The 17,038-nt window shown below is 71.0% G+C and carries 16 protein-coding genes and 2 tRNA genes; 4 read left to right on the top strand and 14 right to left on the bottom strand.

Features of this window, described 5'->3' with window-relative positions; all coding sequences use genetic code 11:
• Positions 1–30: 30 nt before the first annotated feature.
• The 3 genes from ACZ63F_RS13875 to leuS form a co-directional block, all read right to left on the bottom strand.
• Positions 31–876: a DegV family protein gene (locus ACZ63F_RS13875; protein ID WP_469710825.1), complete on the bottom strand. Its 846-nt coding sequence runs from the start codon at positions 874–876 to the stop codon at positions 31–33.
• 72 nt (positions 877–948) lie between these two features.
• Positions 949–1,677 (bottom strand): hypothetical protein, encoded by a 729-nt coding sequence (locus ACZ63F_RS13870; protein ID WP_469710823.1) that lies wholly within the window; start codon positions 1,675–1,677, stop codon positions 949–951.
• Positions 1,678–1,828: 151 nt separating this feature from the next.
• A complete protein-coding gene (gene leuS, locus ACZ63F_RS13865) occupies positions 1,829–4,708 on the bottom strand; it encodes a leucine--tRNA ligase (protein WP_469710822.1) in 2,880 nt (959 codons plus the stop codon).
• A 426-nt stretch (positions 4,709–5,134) separates the two neighbouring features.
• On the opposite strand from leuS, the gene ACZ63F_RS13860 reads away from it, so the two are divergent.
• Positions 5,135–6,403 (top strand): cytochrome b/b6 domain-containing protein, encoded by a 1,269-nt coding sequence (locus ACZ63F_RS13860; protein ID WP_469711385.1) that lies wholly within the window; start codon positions 5,135–5,137, stop codon positions 6,401–6,403.
• A complete protein-coding gene (locus ACZ63F_RS13855) occupies positions 6,400–8,013 on the top strand; it encodes an NADH-ubiquinone oxidoreductase-F iron-sulfur binding region domain-containing protein (RefSeq protein ID WP_469710819.1) in 1,614 nt (537 codons plus the stop codon). Before ACZ63F_RS13860 ends, ACZ63F_RS13855 begins: the two co-directional genes overlap by 4 nt.
• A gap of 181 nt (positions 8,014–8,194) precedes the next feature.
• Here ACZ63F_RS13855 and ACZ63F_RS13850 read toward each other — a convergent pair.
• A tRNA-Ala gene (locus tag ACZ63F_RS13850) sits at positions 8,195–8,267 on the bottom strand.
• A gap of 113 nt (positions 8,268–8,380) precedes the next feature.
• Here ACZ63F_RS13850 and ACZ63F_RS13845 point away from each other — a divergent pair.
• A complete protein-coding gene (locus tag ACZ63F_RS13845) occupies positions 8,381–9,592 on the top strand; it encodes a glycosyltransferase 87 family protein (RefSeq protein WP_469710817.1) in 1,212 nt (403 codons plus the stop codon).
• Here the strand turns inward: ACZ63F_RS13845 and ACZ63F_RS13840 are convergent.
• The 3 genes from ACZ63F_RS13840 to ACZ63F_RS13830 form a co-directional block, all read right to left on the bottom strand.
• On the bottom strand, positions 9,571–9,804 hold the full coding sequence (locus tag ACZ63F_RS13840; protein WP_006136074.1) for a hypothetical protein: 234 nt from the start codon (positions 9,802–9,804) through the stop codon (positions 9,571–9,573). The two genes, ACZ63F_RS13845 and ACZ63F_RS13840, sit on opposite strands and share 22 nt — an antisense overlap.
• 3 nt (positions 9,805–9,807) lie before the next feature.
• On the bottom strand, positions 9,808–9,981 hold the full coding sequence (locus ACZ63F_RS13835) for a hypothetical protein (RefSeq protein ID WP_107408581.1): 174 nt from the start codon (positions 9,979–9,981) through the stop codon (positions 9,808–9,810).
• Between the two features lie 68 nt (positions 9,982–10,049).
• Positions 10,050–11,519, bottom strand: coding sequence for an MFS transporter (locus ACZ63F_RS13830; protein WP_469710815.1), 1,470 nt, complete (start codon positions 11,517–11,519; stop codon positions 10,050–10,052).
• A gap of 123 nt (positions 11,520–11,642) precedes the next feature.
• Here ACZ63F_RS13830 and ACZ63F_RS13825 point away from each other — a divergent pair, with 123 nt between their 5' ends.
• On the top strand, positions 11,643–12,554 hold the full coding sequence (locus tag ACZ63F_RS13825; protein ID WP_469711383.1) for a helix-turn-helix transcriptional regulator: 912 nt from the start codon (positions 11,643–11,645) through the stop codon (positions 12,552–12,554).
• Between the two features lie 72 nt (positions 12,555–12,626).
• Here the strand turns inward: ACZ63F_RS13825 and ACZ63F_RS13820 are convergent.
• The 7 genes from ACZ63F_RS13820 to ACZ63F_RS13790 form a co-directional block, all read right to left on the bottom strand.
• Positions 12,627–12,699 (bottom strand) — tRNA-Ala (locus ACZ63F_RS13820).
• 111 nt (positions 12,700–12,810) lie between these two features.
• Positions 12,811–13,479, bottom strand: coding sequence for a histidine phosphatase family protein (locus ACZ63F_RS13815; RefSeq protein ID WP_351954999.1), 669 nt, complete (start codon positions 13,477–13,479; stop codon positions 12,811–12,813).
• Positions 13,479–13,922: a ribosome silencing factor gene (gene rsfS, locus ACZ63F_RS13810; protein ID WP_093503110.1), complete on the bottom strand. Its 444-nt coding sequence runs from the start codon at positions 13,920–13,922 to the stop codon at positions 13,479–13,481. Before rsfS ends, ACZ63F_RS13815 begins: the two co-directional genes overlap by 1 nt.
• 101 nt (positions 13,923–14,023) lie before the next feature.
• The gene (locus ACZ63F_RS13805; protein ID WP_469710811.1) at positions 14,024–15,736 is read right to left on the bottom strand and encodes an LCP family protein; all 1,713 of its coding nucleotides are present in this window, start codon (positions 15,734–15,736) and stop codon (positions 14,024–14,026) included.
• Positions 15,737–15,752: 16 nt separating this feature from the next.
• Entirely contained in the window at positions 15,753–16,436 is a 684-nt protein-coding gene (gene nadD, locus ACZ63F_RS13800; protein WP_469710808.1) for a nicotinate-nucleotide adenylyltransferase, read from the bottom strand.
• 69 nt (positions 16,437–16,505) lie between these two features.
• Entirely contained in the window at positions 16,506–16,673 is a 168-nt protein-coding gene (locus ACZ63F_RS13795; RefSeq protein WP_167450157.1) for a hypothetical protein, read from the bottom strand.
• 110 nt (positions 16,674–16,783) lie between these two features.
• On the bottom strand, positions 16,784–16,945 hold the full coding sequence (locus ACZ63F_RS13790; RefSeq protein ID WP_217549548.1) for a hypothetical protein: 162 nt from the start codon (positions 16,943–16,945) through the stop codon (positions 16,784–16,786).
• Positions 16,946–17,038 lie beyond the last annotated feature (93 nt).

Here is a 17,038-nt window from a genome sequence, read left to right as displayed (position 1 = left end):
TGCCGAGGTGCACGCCCTCGGATCCCCGGCTCAGCGGAGCGAGACGACCGCCCCGAGCAGTCCGGGGCCGGTGTGCGCCCCGATGACCGCCCCGACCTCGCTCACGTGCAGGTCGGCCAGTCCGGGCACCCGCGCCCGCAGCCGGTCGGCGAGGGCCGAGGCCCGGTCGGGGGCGGCGAGATGGTGCACGGCGATGTCCACCTCGGCGCCGCCCGCCCGCTCGGCGGCGAGCTCCTCGAGGCGGGCGATGGCCCGGGACGCCGTCCGTACCTTCTCCAGGAGCTCGATCCGGCCGCCGTCCAGTTGGAGCAGGGGCTTCACGGCGAGCGCGGAACCGAACAGGGCCTGGGCCGTGCCGATGCGGCCGCCGCGGCGCAGGTAGTCGAGGGTGTCGACGTAGAAGTACGCGGAGGTGCCGGCGGCCCGCTTCTCCGCCGCCGTGACGGCTTCGTCGACGGTGCCGCCCGCCTCGGCGGCCTCGGCCGCCGCGAGCGCGCAGAAACCGAGGGCCATCGCGACCATCCCGGTGTCCACCACACGCACCGGGACGGGGGCCTCCCGGGCGGCGACGACGGCCGCGTCGTAAGTGCCCGACAGTTCGGCGGAGAGGTGGAGCGAGACGATTCCGGTGGCCCCTGTCGCGGCTACCCTGCGGTAGGTTTCGGCGAACACCTCGGGGCTGGGCCGGGAGGTGGTGACGGAGCGCCGTTTCTGCAAGGCCTGGGCCAGGGAACGCGTCGAGATCTCGGTGCCCTCTTCGAGTGCCCGGTCGCCGAGGACCACGGTCAGCGGTACCGCTGTGATGCCGTGGCGCTCCACCGTCCGCGGCGGCAGGTAGGCCGTTGAATCGGTGACGATCGCGACATGGCAGGACATGAGCTGGAGGTTACCTGGCGTAGCCCGGGTGCGGCAGCCCGCCCCCGGCCGCCCGGACCCGGACCGGCCGGATCAAGTGGTGCTCTCCGGCCGGGGCTTCTTCTGCCAGGGGTACGCCCGGGGCCGTCCGGGCGTGGTGATCGCGGGCTGCGCCGGCTCCCCGGCCGCGGCCGGCCGGGGTTGCCCGGGCCAGGTCTGGCGGTCGCCGGGACCGGCGGCGGCCTCGGGCCACGGCGGGGTCTGCGCGGCCGGGTCCGGCCGGGTCCAGTGCCGCAGGGCGTCCGCCTCGACGCCGATCTGGGTGCTCAAGGTGTCCAGGTCGTCGTCGGCGAAGCGGCGGGCCCGGTCGCGGGCCGCCCAGCGCAGCGCGTCCGCGGGCCCGGTGATCTGCTCGGTGCGGCGGCGCAGTTCGGGCAGGCGGGTGGCGAGCGTGGCCCGGTCCGGTTCGGCCTCCAGGCGCCTGAGTTCACCGTCCAGTTCGTGCCCGTGGGCGCTGAGCCGCTGGAACAGGCCGAGGGACTCCTTGAGCGACTCGTCCTCGGCGATGCCCGCGTGCAACGCGTCCTGGGTGGCCCGCATCGAGGTGCGCAGCGCGAGCCGGAGCTGGGCGATCTCGCCCGCCGGGCCGGTCTGGACCATGGACTTGGCGCGCAGCGTGTGCTCCTCGACCGTGCGCCGGGCCTGGGTGATCGTGCGGTCCACGCCGCGCTTGGCGGCGCCGACCGCCTTGAAGGTGACGTACGCCCCACCGGCGACGAAGAGCAGGAAGAGCACGGCGAATACGGCGATCACTGTTTCCACGTGCTCCTCCTCACTGCCCCGCCACCCCGGCCGTTTCCGGGCACGGCGTGGGTGGCCGTGCTCCTCAACGGTAAACGCAAAGGGCAGGCCCGGAGTTCCGGAAGAACCCCGAACCTGCCCGTAGGGGACCACCCGGAGATGGCCGCGGGTGTCACGCCGTGACGATGTTCACCAGCTTCGGCGCGCGGACGATCACCTTGCGGATCCCGGCGCCGCCCAGTGCCTTCACGACCAGCTCGTCGGCCAGTGCCGCCTTCTCCAGCTCCTCTTCGGAGATGGCGGGCGACACCTCCAGGCGAGCCTTGACCTTGCCCTTGATCTGCACGACGCAGGTCACGGTCTCGTCGACGACGTACTGCGGGTCGGCGACCGGGAAGTCCCGGTGCACGACCGAGTCGGTGTGGCCCAGCTTGCGCCACAGCTCCTCGGCGATGTGCGGGGCCAGCGGCGCGATCATCAGCACCAGCGGCTCGGCGACCGGCCGCGGCACCGCACCGCCCGCCTTCGTCAGGTGGTTGTTCAGCTCGGTGACCTTGGCGATGGCCGTGTTGAAGCGCAGGCCCTCCAGGTCCTGGCGGACGCCGTCGATCGCCTTGTGCAGGACGCGCAGCGTCTCCTCGTCCGCCTCGGCGTCGGTCACGGTGACCTCGCCGGTGGCCTCGTCGACGATGTTGCGCCACAGCCGCTGCAGCAGCCTGAACTGGCCGACCACCGCGCGCGTGTCCCACGGCCGGGACACGTCCAGCGGGCCCATCGCCATCTCGTACAGGCGCAGGGTGTCGGCACCGTACTCGGCGCAGATCTCGTCCGGAGTCACCGCGTTCTTCAGGGACTTGCCCATCTTGCCCAGCAGACGGGTGACCTTCTCGCCCTGGTAGTAGTACTCGCCGCCCAGCTCCTCGACCTCGGCCGCGGGCACCGGGAAGCCGCGGCCGTCGCGGTAGACGTAGGCCTGGATCATGCCCTGGTTGAACAGCTTGTGGAACGGCTCGGCGGACGAGACGTGCCCCAGGTCGTACAGGACCTTCGACCAGAACCGGGCGTACAGCAGGTGCAGCACGGCGTGCTCGGCGCCGCCGACGTACAGGTCGACACCGCCGTGCGGCATGCCCGCGCGCGGGCCCATCCAGTACTGCTCGATCTGCGGGTCGACCAGCTTCTCGCTGTTGTGCGGGTCCAGGTAGCGCAGTTCGTACCAGCAGGAACCGGCCCAGTTGGGCATGGTGTTGGTCTCGCGGCGGTACTTCTTCGGTCCGTCACCCAGGTCCAGGGTGACGTTGACCCAGTCCTCGTTGCGCGACAGCGGCGTCTCGGGCTGGGTGTCGGCGTCGTCGGGGTCGAAGGTGCGCGGCGAGTAGTCCTCGACCTCCGGCAGTTCCAGCGGCAGCATCGACTCGGGCAGCGCGTGGGCGACGCCGTCCTCGTCGTAGACGATCGGGAAGGGCTCGCCCCAGTACCGCTGGCGGCTGAACAGCCAGTCGCGCAGCCGGAAGTTGACGGTGCCCTCGCCGATGCCCTTGCGGGCCAGCCACTCGGTGATGCGGGCCTTGGCCTCGGCGACCGGCAGGCCGTCCAGCTTGATGTCGTCGTGCGAGGAGTTGATGATCTTCGCATCGTACGAGGCGAAGGCGTCCTCCCACGTGGACGTGTCGGTGCCCCGGCCGTCGGTCGGCTCGACGATGCAGACGATCGGCAGCTCGAAGGCGCGAGCGAACTCGAAGTCGCGCTGGTCGCCCGCCGGTACGGCCATGATCGCGCCGGTGCCGTAGCCCATCAGCACGTAATCGGCGATGAACACGGGGATCTTGTCGCCGTTGACCGGGTTGGTCGCGTACGCGCCGGTGAACACACCGGTCTTGTCCTTGGCCTCGGCCTGCCGCTCGACGTCGGACTTGGCGCCGGCCTGCGCACGGTACGCGGCGACGGCGTCGGCGGGGGTGGCGTGGCCACCGGTCCACACGTCGTGGGTGCCCTCGGGCCAGGCGTCCGGGACGAACCGGTCCACCAGCGGATGCTCGGGGGCCAGCACCATGTAGGTCGCGCCGAACAGGGTGTCCGGGCGCGTGGTGAAGACAGTGATCTTCTCGCCGTCGATCGGGAAGTCGACGCGGGCGCCCTCGCTGCGGCCGATCCAGTTGCGCTGCTGCAGCTTGATGGCCTCGGGCCAGTCCAGCTCGTTCAGGTCGTCCAGCAGCCGGTCGGCGTAGGCGGTGATGCGCATGTTCCACTGGCGCAGCTTGGCCTTGAAGACGGGGAAGTTGCCGCGCTCGGAACGGCCGTCGGCGGTGACCTCCTCGTTGGCCAGGACGGTGCCCAGGCCGGGGCACCAGTTGACCGGCGCGTCGGAGGCGTAGGCCAGGCGGAACTCGCCCAGCACGTCGCTGCGCTCGGTCGCGGTCAGCTCGTGCCACGCGCGCGTGTGGCCCGGTACGGCTCGCTCACCGGACTCGAACTGGGCGATCAACTCGGAGATGGGGCGGGCCTTGTCCGCCTCGTCGTCGTACCAGGAGTTGAAGATCTGCAGGAAGATCCACTGGGTCCACTTGTAGTAGTCCGGGTCGATCGTGGCGAAGGACCGGCGCTTGTCGTGGCCCAGGCCCAGCCGGCGCAGCTGGACCTTCATGTTCTCGATGTTGGCCTCGGTGGACACGCGCGGGTGCGTGCCGGTCTGCACGGCGTACTGCTCGGCGGGCAGGCCGAAGGCGTCGAAGCCCAGGGTGTGCAGGACGTTGTGGCCGGTCATCCGCTGGAAGCGGGCGAAGACGTCAGTGGCGATGTAGCCCAGGGGGTGGCCGACGTGCAGGCCCGCACCGGACGGGTACGGGAACATGTCCATGATGAACTTCTTGGGCCGGGCGACCACCTCGGGGTCACCGGCCAGGTCGCCCGTGGGGTTCGGCGCCGCGTAGGTGCCGTCGGCGTCCCAGAAGTCCTGCCAGCGTGCCTCGATCTCGGCCGCCAGGGCGGCCGTGTAGCGGTGCGGCGCGGCCTCCGCCGACGTGGCGGCGGCAGCGGGGTTCGTCTCGCTCATGATCCTCAAAGCTCCATCGGTCGTCTCTGCCGGCGGCTGCGAACGTTCTAGAAACGAAAAATCCCCTCGCACAGGAGGGGACGCCGCGCCGATGCCGACCAGCCGTTCTTCCGGCGGTCGGGACTGATCAGCGCGGCCCGCTAAGCAGAAGGCGTACGGCACGCATGGCGTCAGAGTACCGCAGCGCTTGAGCAAGCCGCGACGCGCTTACGTATCAATGGTTGACACGTGTGTCTGAGGCGACCATCGGGACGAGAGTTGAACCAGGTTCAAAAATTACTTCGCGTAACGTCCGCTAGGGGACATCACAAGGGCCGCATCGCTCTTTGATAACAACGCAATAACTCAAACCTCGTACTGATCGGTATGGCGCCACTTAGGCTGCGGCACCGGGACCGCTTTCCCGAACTGCTCGGAGTTGCCCCCATGAACCCTCGTCGTAGTAACAGCTCGCTTCCCAAGCCAGGCCGTTCGGCCTGGGGGGTGGCGTCCGCTGTCGTCCTGTTGCTCATACCCGTGGTTGTGCTGACCGGAGGCAGCCAGTTCCAATCGTTCCTGAACTTCGGTGCGGGCGTGCTCTCGCTCGTCTCGCTGAGCTGCTCGGTGATCTGGGGTCTGATCGCACAGGACCGCATCTTCCTCAACACCCGCCAGCGGATCGTCGGCCAGGCGGTGCACCGGACGACCGCGGTCGCCTCGATCGCGTTCCTGCTGGTGCACATCGTCACGAAGATCGCACTGGATCACACCGTGGTGATCGCCGCGATCATTCCGTTCTCGCTCGGCATCACCGGAAGCGCCGGCCTGATCGGACTCGGTTCGCTGGCCGGACTGCTGATGATCTTCGTGGGTGTCACCGGCGCCCTGCGCAGCAATTTCGCCGCCCCGGCCGTCGTCGCGGCCCGCTGGCGGGCCATGCACATGCTGGCCTACCCGGCCTGGTGCGCCGCCCTCGTCCACGGCCTGTACGCGGGCCGCGCGGCGAAGCCGTTCTTCATGATCTCGTACGACCTGTGCCTGGTCGGCGTGATGGCGGCGCTGGCGCTGCGCGCCGCCCCGCGCCCGTTCAAGCGGAAGGTCGCCGACCGTCTGGTCTCCGTCCTCGGCAGTTCGGAACGGCCGGAGCTGGACGATCTGGATGCCAGCCGTGCCCGGGTGGGCGAGTCCGGGCTGCCGGGCTACGAGGTCACGCGTGAGCGCGAGCCGAGGCCGTCGCGCGGCGGCAGGGCGGCCTCGGAGCCGAACCCGCTGTTCCCGTCCGCGTCGGCCGCCGCATCCGGCCCCGAGCCGGCGTCCGGCTTCGCCGCCGCCTACCGCGCGACGGCCACGCCCGGCCAGCCCCAGTCACCGTTCGCGGCCGGCCAGACCGCACGCATGGAGCGCGTGGACGGCCCGTCCGGCACCTCGGGCAGCTGGCCGATCCCGTCGCCACCGCCGGTCGGCGAGGCACCGCGGTCGGCGTACGACCCGATGCAGGACACCGGATACACCATCCCGGCCTATGGCAATCCGGGCGCCGGCGGCGCGGGCGGACGTGATGTGTACGACACGGGTGAGACGAATGCCCGGTACGGGACGTACAACTCGAATGACACGTACAACAGCGGTCCCGCCAACGAACCACCGCCCGGCGCGTCCTTCGACGCCCCGGGTTCGGGCGAACCTTGGAACACGCCTTCCGGAGGCTATAGGTGAACGAGGCCCTGCCCGACGTCCCAGAAGTCCGCGTGGTCGGTCTTCCTCAGCTCACGTCGGGCTTCGACCTTGTCGAAAGACTCGATCTGCCCATGCACCTCAAGGTGCACGGGCCGCTCGAACCCCTGGGCGGGGAGCAGCTCGCGCAGCTCTCCGAACGCATCAACCTGAAGGGCCGGGGCGGCGCGGGCTTCCCCTTCCACAAGAAGCTGCGTTCGGTCGCCGAAGCCGCGATCAAGCGCGGTGTACGGCCGGTCGTCGTCGTCAACGGCAGTGAGGACGAGCCGGCCTGCCGCAAGGACACGGTGCTGATCAACCGTGCCCCGCATCTGATCCTGGACGGCGCGCTGCTGTGCGCCGAGGCGCTGGGTGCCCGCACGCTCGTGGTGGGGGTCACCCGGGAGTCCACGCAGCGCTCCATGGAGCAGGCGCTCGCCGAGCGCGGCCTGAGCAACGGCCGGCGTTCGGCACTGAAGGCGTTCGTCCAGCGCAACCCGGTCCGCATGGTCACCGGCGCCGCCGCGTCGCTGATCCGGTCGATCGACGGCGGCCCGGCGATCCCGCCCGGCCGCAAGACCAGTGCCTCGCAGAACGGTGTCGGCGGCGCCCCTACCCTGCTGTCGAACGCGGAGACGTTCGCGCAGCTGGCGATCGCCGCCCGGATCGGCCCGGAGCGCTACGGCAACACCGGCCTGTACGACGAGCCGGGCACCGTCATGCTGACGGTCTCCGGCGCGGTCGCCCGCCCCATGGTGATCGAGGTGCCCACGGGTGTGCCGCTGCGCTACGTTCTGCAGCTGGCCGGTGCGCCGCCGGTGCCGCAGGGTGTGCTGACCGGCGGCTACCACGGCAAGTGGATCGACGCGGCCACGGTCAACGAGGCGATCGTCTCCCGCAACTCGCTCGACGCGGTGGGCGGTGCGCTGGGCGCCGGCGCCATCCTGCCGATCACGCAGGAGACCTGCCCGCTGGGCGAGTCGCTGCGGGTCGCCCAGTGGCTGGCGGAGGAGAGCGCGGGACAGTGCGGTCCCTGCTACCTGGGTCTGCCGGCGGCCGCGCGCGGCATGGAGGACATCCTCAACGGCGGCGGACCGGCCGCCCTGGAGGCGCTCAAGCAGGTCGCGAAGAACGTGAAACGGCGCGGGGCGTGCTCGCACCCGGACGGCTCCGCGATGTTCCTCGAGTCGACGATCAAGGCGTTCACCGACGACCTCGCCGCGCACGTTCTGGGAAACGGCTGCGGACGGCCCGTGGAGGGCGTTCTGCCGCTCTTCGAGGACGGCAAGATGCCTACGGGCATCCCGGGCGGCGGAGAGCCCGAGGACAACGGCAGCGGCAGCCGGCAGAAGATCTACGTCGACTGGACGCTGTGCCGGGGTCACGGTCTGTGCGCGGACATCCTCCCGGAGGTCTTCGAGCTGGGCGCGGACGGGTTCCCGACGGTCGCGCAGGCGAAGGTGCCGCGGTTCGCGGAGGCCAAGGCGCTGCGGGCGGTGCGCCGCTGCCCGGCGCTCGCGCTGCGCCTGGAGGAGGACACGCGCTCGCAGGCGCCGGCCAAGAACCTGCCGGTCCTCTCGCAGGGCCGCGGCCGTCGGGCGCTGGGACGCTGATCGCACGTTCGCGCGTACGTGGGGCGGGTCACCCTGACCGGTTGCCCGCCCCACGTGTGCGGGAGGAGTGCGCCGGGGAAGGTTCCCCGCGGACGGGGTTTCCGCGCGGTTTCAGGACAATGCCTGCCGAGACAACGCCGAAGGCGGACCATCCGTTCGGATGGTCCGCCTTCGACTTCTGTGGAGCTAAGGAGAATTGAACTCCTGACCTCCTGCATGCCATGCAGGCGCTCTACCAACTGAGCTATAGCCCCGTGTTCTGGTCCGCCCGGTTTCCCTGGCGGCGACGCCAACATTACACGGTCGAAGGGGTGCACCACCAAATCGTTTCCGTTCTGTACGGATACGGACGCTAGTGTCGGGCTTCGTGACCGTGATCGCGTTCTCCGAGACCCGGCGCCGGGTGCCGGTGGCACTGGGGGCGTGTCTCCTGTCGTTCACGGCGTTCTGGGTGGCCCAGCGGGCCGCGCACGTGTCGATGATCGACCTGCTGGTCTACCGGGCGGAGGGGGCGACCGTCCGCACGGGCGGCGATCTCTACGCGCTGCGGACGACGGCGGCTCATCTGCCGTCCACCTACCCGCCGTTCGCGGCGCTGCTGTTCGTCCCGCTGACGCTGCTGGACGTCACGGGCATGCGGACCCTGGCGACGGCCGGGAACCTGGTCCTGCTGCTGGTGTTCGTCGGGCTGTCGATGCGGCTCGTCGGGCACGCGCGCGTGGAGCACGTCCTGTGGGTCGCGGCGGCCGCGGTGTGGTGCGAGCCGGTGTGGACGACCGTGCGCTACGGGCAGGTCAATCTGCTGCTGGCGGTACTGGTGCTGTGGGATCTGTCACGCCGTCCCGCCGAACAGCCGGACCGCTGGGCGGGGGTGGGTGTCGGGCTCGCGGCGGCGGTCAAGCTGACCCCCGCCCTGTTCGCGGTGTTCCTGCTCGTCACCGGCCTGGCCGCGCGCCGTGCGGGACGGGACGGCGGCCCGTGGCTGAGGCACGCGCGCGGGGCGGCCGCCGTCTTCGCGGGCGCGACGCTGCTGGCGGCGGCCGTCCTGCCGTACGACTCGTGGCGGTTCTGGACGGGGATGGTGTTCCGGACGGGACGGGTGGGGCGGGCCGAGGAGACGGCGAATCAGGCCCTGCGCGGCGTTCTGGCGCGTCTGCTGCACACTCCCGACCCGGGAGCCCTGTGGGCCGCCACGGCGGCCCTGACGGCCGTCCTGGGGCTCGCGGTGGCGGTGGCGGCGGAGCTGCGCGGCCGGCGGGCCTGGGCGGTGGCCGCCTGCGCGGTGACCGCACTGCTGATCAGCCCGGTGTCCTGGTCGCACCACTGGGTGTGGTGCGTGCCGGTCGTGCTGCTGCTGTGGACCCGCGGGCACCGGACGGTGGCCGCGGGCACGCTGCTGGTCTTCTGCTCGTACGCCCTGTGGTGGGTGCCGCACGGGCAGGGGCGGCCCGAACTGCACCAGAACGCCGTCGCCTTGACGCTGTCGGCGCTCTACACGGCCACCGGGGTGCTGTTCCTGGCTCTCGCCCGGACATCGTTGCCGAGGCCGGGTTGCGGTCAGGCCGTGACGAACGAGTAGAAGCGCTTGAGCGTGCAGTGCTCTTCGAGGAGCCGGCCGTAGATCGGCTCACCCTCCAGCTCACGGTAGGTCTCGATCGGGTCGCCTTTTATGATCAGCGCCCGCGCGCATTCCTCGCACCAGTACTGGTAGTCGGGGTTGATCGGCTCCATGTCGCGGACGATGGGGGTACCGCTCCCGCACCAGTCACACTTCCGCCTGTGTGCACCCATCGATCAGCTCCAGCTGTGGCCGCAGGCCGTGCACACGTAGGAGATCCCGCCGTTGTCGCCGAGCACCTGGGCGACATGCGCGGAACCGCAGGAAGGGCAGAGCAGCCGCGTGATGGTGTCCCGTATCAACGCCGCACCGAGGAGGTGGCCGCCCTCCTCAAGGATGCTCGCAGGCATCGCTACTCCTCCCGTCGGGCCGCGCCCCCTTCCGGCCGTTTGATTCTGCCACGGCCGGACCAATACGGTCAGCGACGCCTCAGTACCAGTCCGGACACGGCGCCCGCGGCCGCCGTCGCGGCGAGCGCCCATGCGCAGGCTGACAGCGCCTCCGCAGAGGTATACGCCTGCGGGCCCCCAACTGACTCAAGCCGGTTCAGGAACAGTGTGCCGAACACGGCGACGCCGAGGAGCTGGCCGAGCTGGGTGACGGTTGCGAGGAGCCCGCTGGCGTCCGCGGCGTCCTCGGGGCGCACGGTTGCGAGCGCGCCGGTGAGCGTGGGACTGAACGCGAGCGCGAGCCCCGCGCCCACACCGGCGTACGCCACATAGAGCTGTGCGCCCCCGTCGCCGCCCCCGTGGAAGGCCAGCCCGACCCCGGCCGCGCCCAGCGCGGTGAGCACGAACCCGGCCGGGGTCAGTGCCCGCTGCCAGGCGGCCGGCCACCTGCGCCAGGTGAGGGCGACCGCGCCGAACACGACGGCGGTCGGCGCGAAGGTGAGACCGGCGCGCAGCGCGCTGTAGCCGAGGCCGCTCTGGACGTGGAGGGTGAGCGTGAAGAGGAATCCGGCATTGACGGCCATCACGGCGAGGATCCGCAGGACGGCCAGGCCCATACCGGGGTGGCGCAGCACCCGGGGCGCGACGATGGGTGCGCCCCCGCGCCGGGCCAGCCTCGCCTCGTACCCGCAGAACAGCGCGAACAGGAGCACGGCGGCGGCCAGGGACAGCCAGGACCACAGCGGCCAGTCCTCCTCCTGACCGAGCACCAGCGGGACCGTCAGCAGCGACACGGCGGCCGCCAGCAGGACCAGGCCGGGCAGGTCCATGCCGCGGACCCGCTCGGGACCGGATCCGGCGCCGGACGGCAGGACACGCCGGCCGAGGACGAGGAGCACGGCGCCGACGGGCACGTTGACGAGGAACACCGGCCGCCAGCCGGTGCCGAACAGGTCGGCGCTGACCAGGACGCCGCCGGTGATCTGGCCGGCGGCTGCGCCGACCGCGAGGACCGCGGAGTAGGCGCCGAGCGCCCGTATGCGAGCCTCGCCGGTGAAGGCGCGCTGGATGACGCTGAGGACCTGCGGGATCATCACCGCCGATCCGGCGCCCTGCACCAGCCGGAACACGATCAGCTCGGTGGCCCCCTGGGCCAGGCCGCAGGCGAGCGACGCCGCGGTGAACAGGGCGAGGCCGTAGAGGTGGACCCGGCCGTGGCCGAGCCGGTCGCCGAGCCGGGCGCCGGTGATCAGCAGCACCGAGTAGGTGATGGCGTAGCCGGCCACGACCAGCTGCAAGTCGGCGCCCGAGGCGTGGAGTTCGGAACCCATGGTGGGGGCCGCGACGTTCACGATGAAGACGTCCAGCACGGCCATGAACAGGGCCGCGAGGACGACCGCGAGGAGCAGCCGGGGCCGGTTGTCAGTGCCGGATGCTTCCCTTTTCGCAGGGGTTGCAGCGGGTGCGGGACCTGGTCCCGTCCGGGATGTCGTCGTCATGCCACCGAGCGTGGCGGCGGGCCGGTACGGGTGCCGAGAGCCCGTCGATGCTGGTACTGGCAGCACCTGGCAGCCGGCCGGGGCTGCGCCGACGATGGAGACGTGACGACGGGGGACGTGACGATGCCGACGACAGCACACCGCCGCAGGCCGGAGCTGGCCGCGTTCCTGCGCAGCAGGCGGGCCCGGGTGCAGCCGGCGGACGTCGGGATGCCGCCGGGGCTGCGGCGGCGCACGCCGGGGCTGCGGCGCGAGGAGGTCGCCCAGCTCTCGGGTGTGGGCGTGACCTGGTACACGTGGCTGGAGCAGGGCCGGCCGATCAACGCGTCGGCGCAGGTGCTGGACGCGGTGGCGCGGACCCTGATGCTCGACCCGCCGGAGCGGGAGCATCTGTACCGGCTGGCGGAGGTGCCGTTCGCCGCGGTGCCGGAGGGGCTGTCCCGGTCGGTCGGCGCGGAGGTGCAGGGCATCATCGACGCGCTGGACCCGTTGATGGCGGTGGTGTACACCTCGCGCTACGACGTGCTGGCCACGAACGCGGCCTACCGGGATTTGTTCCTGGTGCCGGAGACGGTGCGGATCGGTGTGCCGAACGTGCTGTGGACGCTGTTCACGGTCCCGGAGGAGACCAGCCCGGTGGTCCATCTGCAGCGTGAACTGCCGGTGATGGTGGCGACCCTGCGTTCGTCCTACGGCAGACATGTCGGCGAGCCGGCCTGGGAGGACTTCATACAGGCGCTGTCCCAGGCCAGTGGGTATTTCGCCCGGTTGTGGGAGAGCGGGGCGGTGGCGCAGCCGGGGCCGCGGGTGAAGACGTTCCGTCATGAGGCGGTGGGCGAGCTGCGGATGACGTCACAGTCGTTGTCGATCGACGGGATGCCGGAGGCGCGGATCGTGGTCTACACGCCGGAAGACGAACGGACGCGGCAGCGGGTGGCGTTGCTGCGGGAGCGCAGGCAGCGGCTGTGGCCGGTGACGGAGGAGGAGGCCGCGGAGATCCTCCGGGAGTGGAACACAGAAAATCCCGCCCTCTGAAGAGGACGGGATTCCGTCACCGATCTTTGACAACTCGACAGTGTCATCAACAGTGTGCAAAGTGTCGATCTGTGGAGCTAAGGAGAATTGAACTCCTGACCTCCTGCATGCCATGCAGGCGCTCTACCAACTGAGCTATAGCCCCTCGTGTTCTTCCCGTCTTTCCGCTCGGCGGGGCGAACAAGAAGAACTTTAGCCTGCGACCTGCCGGAAAGTGAAATCCGGGCTCCGGGCGGGCCGGGGGGCCGCAGGTTCCTCAGTCGTCGTCGCCGAGTACGGGCTCCGGGAGGGTGCCGGCGTTGTGCTCCAGGAGCCGCCAGCCGCGGGCGCCTTCGCCGAGCACGGACCAGCAGCAGTTGGTGAGACCGCCGAGGCTCTCCCAGTGCCGGGACTCGAGGCCGAGGAGACGCCCGATGGTGGTGCGGATGGTCCCGCCGTGGCTGACGACCACGAGGGTGCCGTCCTCGGGGAGCTTCTCGGCGTGCCGGAGCACGACGGGGGCGGCCCGGTCGGCGACCTCGGTCTCCAGTTCGCCGCCGCCGCGGCGGACCGGCTCGCCGCGCTTCCAGGCGGCGTACTCGTCGCCGTGGCGGGCGATGATCTCCTCGTGGGTGAGGCCCTGCCACACGCCCGCGTAGGTCTCCCGCAGTCCCTCGTCGTGGATCACGTCGAGGCCGGTGAGGGCGGCCAGCTGGGCGGCCGTGTCGGCGGCGCGCCGCAGGTCGGAGGCGACGATCGCGTCCGGGCCGAGCGAGGCGAGCAGCCGGGCCGCGCGGCGGGCCTGGCCGATGCCGGTCTCGGTGAGCTCGACGTCGGTGGAGCCCTGGAAGCGGCGCTCCACGTTCCAGGCGGTCTGGCCGTGCCGCCACAGGATGATGCGGCGGCCGCGGCCCCTGCGGTCGGTCACCTCGCCCGTGGCGCTCATCACCAGTCCCCGTCCGGCTCGCCGGAGTCCTCGGCGGCCTGCAGCCTGGCGTGCTCCGCCGCCTTGCCGCGGGTGGCCTTGGCGTCGGCGGGCAGCTCGATCTCGGGGCAGTCCTTCCACAGCCGTTCCAGGGCGTAGAAGACGCGCTCCTCGCTGTGCTGGACGTGGACGACGATGTCGACGTAGTCGAGCAGGATCCAGCGGGACTCGCGGTCGCCCTCGCGGCGCACCGGCTTGGCGCCGAGTTCCTTCTGGAGGCGTTCCTCGATCTCGTCGACGATCGACTTGACCTGGCGGTCGTTGGGCGCGGAGGCCAGCAGGAAGGCGTCCGTGATCGACAGGACGTCGCTGACGTCGTAGGCGATGACGTCGTGGGCGAGCTTGTCGGCGGCCGCCTGGGCGGCGGCGGTGATGAGCTCGTGGGAACGGTCGGTTGCGGTCACTGCGTGGCTTTCCTTCGGCGGTCGTTTGACCTCAAGGGTCTCACGGACCGCCGGGCGCACCCCACGTGATTACCGGGTCACGTGGGGTGCGGCGGCCCGTCTCAGGAGGAGGACGGCTTGTAGTCCTGCCCGAGGACGACCGAGACGTCCGCGCCGGAGCCGACCGTGCCCTTGCGGACGGCACCGGCGCCGAGGCCGAGGGTCTTGGCGACCTCGGTGGCGTTCTCCTTGTCGGCGGCGTCGGAGTACAGCACCTCGGAGGCGGTCCGGGTACCGGAGGCGGTACCGCCTTCCAGGAAGGTGTAGCCGCCGTTGACGAGGACCACGCGGGCCTTCTCGGTGTCGTCCTTGACGCCGGTGGCGTTCTGGACGGAGACGCGCACCGCGGATCCCGCCGACGGGCTCTTGGCGGTGCCGCCGAGGATGTCCTTGACGACGCTGGAGCTGGTCTCGGCGCTGAGGGTGCCGTCGCTCTGCACGGGCAGCAGGGCGGTCTTGTAGTCGCCGTCCTTGGCGAGGTCGGCGAGCTTGGCGAGGAAGGTGCCGAGGTCCTTGTCGGTGAGGGAGGGGTCGAGGATCTGCGCGAGGGTCTGCACGGTGGTCGTCGCGGCGGAGGCGTCGGAGGACAGCTTGCGCAGCACCCCCTGCATGACCTGCCCGAACCGCTCCAGCTGGGCGTTCTGGGCCTCGCCGGAGGCGCGGTAGGTGGCATAGGCGACGGCGGCCTTGCCCCCGAGGGTCTGGTCCTTGCCCTGGTTGACCAGGGGCTCCTCGCCCTTCTTCTTGGCGTCCGGGTCGGGGACGTCGGCGTTGGTGTCGATGTCGATGTTGCCGACGAGATCGACGAGGTTCTGCAGGTAGGGCGTGTCCAGGCGCCAGGTCCCCTCGATGTTGGTGCCGAGGACGGTGTCGAGCTGGTCGCGGGTACCGGAGGAGCCGTCGCCGTCGACGGACTTGGCGAGGGTCGTGGTGGTGCCGTCGTCGTCGGTGAGGGCGAGGGAGTTGGGCAGCAGGACGGTGGTGCCCTGCCTGGTGGTGGTGTTGTCGACGAGCAGCACGGTCGAGGTGCCGCCGCCACCGGTGTTGTGCAGGTGGACGACGATCACGTCGCGTTTCTGGGCGGCCGGCGAGATCGTCGTGCCGCGCTTGGCGGTGGAGGAGGACAGACCGGGGATCTTTCCGGCGTACCAGAGGTAGCCGACGCCTCCGGCAGCGACCAGGGCGAGGACGACGACCAGGGCGATCAGCCGGCTGCGGGCGCGGCGTTTGGCCTCCTCGCGGCGCTCGGTGCGGTTCTCGGTGAAGTTCAGCCAGTCGATGACGTCCTCGGAGTCGCCGTCGGGCTGTTCGACGAACGCGAACTGGCCGGTGTGGTAGTCCCGTTCGTCGTCGTCCTGCCGGGGAACGGTGGCGTGGTCGGCCGGTCCGGCCTGCTGCGGGATGTGCGCGGTCTGCTCGGCGACGCGGGGCTGCCGGCCGCCGGCGGCCGCCTGCCCGTAGGGGTCGTGGGCGGTGTGGCCGCCGGTGCCGTACGGGTCGTAGGCGGGCATGACCGGCTGCCGGCCGGTGTCGTGGACGGGTGCCTGCTGCCCGGTGCCGTACGACGGCGCGGCCTGCTGCCCGCCGCCGGCGTACGGGTCGTAGCCGTAGCCCTGCCCCTGCCCCTGCCCCTGCCCCTGCCCCTGCCCTGCGTACGGGTCGTACGTCTGCTGCTGTTGCGCGGGGATCTGGCGGTACACCGGCTGCCCGTACTCGTCGTAGCCGACGAGTTCGTACTGGTCGCTTCCGTAACCCGCGTCGTATCGGTCGTTCACCGGTGCCCCTCTCGGCTCACTCGCCGCGGTACAGCTCGCGCTTGTCGATGTAGCGCACGACTCCGTCCGGCACCATGTACCAGATGGGGTCGCTCTTGGCGACTCTCGCACGGCAGTCTGTGGAGGAGATGGCGAGCGCGGGAACCTCCACCAGCGAGACGCCGCCCTCCGGAAGACCGCGGTCGCTCAGGTGGTGGCCGGGCCGGGTGCAGCCGATGAAGTGGGCCAGGGAGAAGAGCTCCTCCGAGTCCCGCCAGGTGAGGATCTGCCCGAGCGCGTCGGCGCCGGTGATGAAGAACAGGTCGGTGTCGGGGTTGAGGGCACGCAGGTCGCGCAGGGTGTCGACGGTGTAGGTGGGGCCGCCGCGGTCGATGTCGATGCGGCTGACGGAGAACTGCGGGTTCTCCGCGGTCGCGATGACCGTCATCAGGTAGCGGTCCTCGGCCGGTGACACGGCGCGTGAGGTCTTCTGCCAGGGCTGCCCGGTGGGCACGAAGACCACCTCGTCGAGGTGGAACTGGGCGGCGACCTCGCTGGCCGCCACGAGGTGCCCGTGGTGGATCGGGTCGAACGTTCCGCCCATGACGCCGAGGCGGCGTTTGCCGGTGTGCGCGGGGCCCGCCGGCGTGTACCGCGGCCGTGTCGCCATGTCGTCGGCCTCGTCAGCTGCCGGACCGGTAGGCATGTCCTGCTCTCCCATGCGTGCAGACCCTACCGGCCCGGTCCGTGGGCCCCGCCCGGAGGACCGGTGCCGGGCTCGGCGTCCGGCTCAGCGGTCGCGGTTGAAGCGGGTGGTGATCCACAGCAGGAGCAGCAGGATGACGAAGGCGCTGCCGCCGGTGACGGCCGGATTGAGGCTGTTGTGGTTGCCGCCGTGCTCCTCGCCCTCTGCGGCGAGGGTGACCAACTGGGCAGCGGCGCTGTGGAGATTCATCATCTGCGGCAGGACCTATCGCGTGTGGACGGGATAAAGATGTCGGCTCATCGTATGCGGGCGCCCCGGCGGCGATCACGCCGACTCCTCCATCGGGGAACGATCCCGGCGGCTCAGTCGTCCTTCTGTTTGTACCCGCGCAACAGGAACCAGGCGGTCAGTGCGCAGCCGACGAACATGACGACGATGACGACCCGGAGCAGATCGCCCGAGCCCTGGTGCTGGGCGGCGCTCGCGGCCTGGGTGAGCCAGGCGGCCGGGGGGTGGTGCTCCATGAGGACTCCTTCGGCTGTACTGCCCGACCACGGTATCTCCGCCTAGGCTGGGCCCAGCCCCGGGGGCACGGCAGACACTCACGCACATGGGGG

This window comes from Streptomyces sp. NPDC104761, assembly GCF_055583445.1.
Note: the sequence above shows the minus strand (reverse complement) of the source record. Positions and strands in the feature narration are given on the sequence as shown.